Annotated in this window: 1 protein-coding gene; it reads left to right on the plus strand. The window is 62.3% G+C overall.

Annotated elements, in window-relative coordinates:
* Nucleotides 1-26: 26 nt before the first annotated feature.
* The coding region (locus tag NBW84_RS17680; RefSeq protein WP_250285840.1) for a toll/interleukin-1 receptor domain-containing protein at nt 27-629 on the plus strand (603 nt) is incomplete at its 3' end.

Below are 629 nucleotides of genomic sequence, written 5' to 3' on the forward strand. Positions count from 1 at the left end.
CCGCGGTGCGTGGCAGGATCCGCCATATGGATGGTATGGGGGGTTCCGCTGGCCGTGATCCTCTGGAGAACGCTCCGGACCGGACGCAGGAGTGGGACTTCTTCATCTCCTACGCCAGCGGTGACGTCGAATGGGCGGAGTGGATCGCCTGGCAGCTGGAGGAGGCCGGCTACCGGGTGCTGCTCAAGGCATGGGATGTGACGTTCGGAAATAACTGGATGGAAATCATGCAGCAGGGCATGACCCGGGCGAAGCGCACCATCGCGCTACTCTCGGCGGCCTACCTGGGCTCGGCTTCCAGCCAGCCGCAGTGGCAGGCCGCTGTCCTGGCCGATCCACAGGGCGTTGACCGTAAACTCGCCCCCATCCGGATCGAGGATTGTGACCGGCCGGGATTTTTTGCTCAGATCACTTCCATCGATCTGTTCGGCTTGGACGAAGATACCGCTCGAGAAAAGCTGCTCGAGAAAATTAAGAGTCTTCTGGACGGCCGGGCAAAACCCGCAGCGCCACCGCTTTTCCCCCACGCTTCACGAGAAAATGCGCCTGCCTTCCCCAGCCCGTCGTCACCGAGGGATGAGCGTGCTCGGCGTCTCGCCGTCGAGAGACGTCAGAAGGTGGACCGCAAA

Source organism: Protofrankia sp. CiP1_Cm_nod2 (assembly GCF_920664355.1).
Lineage (GTDB): Bacteria > Actinomycetota > Actinomycetes > Frankiales > Frankiaceae > Protofrankia.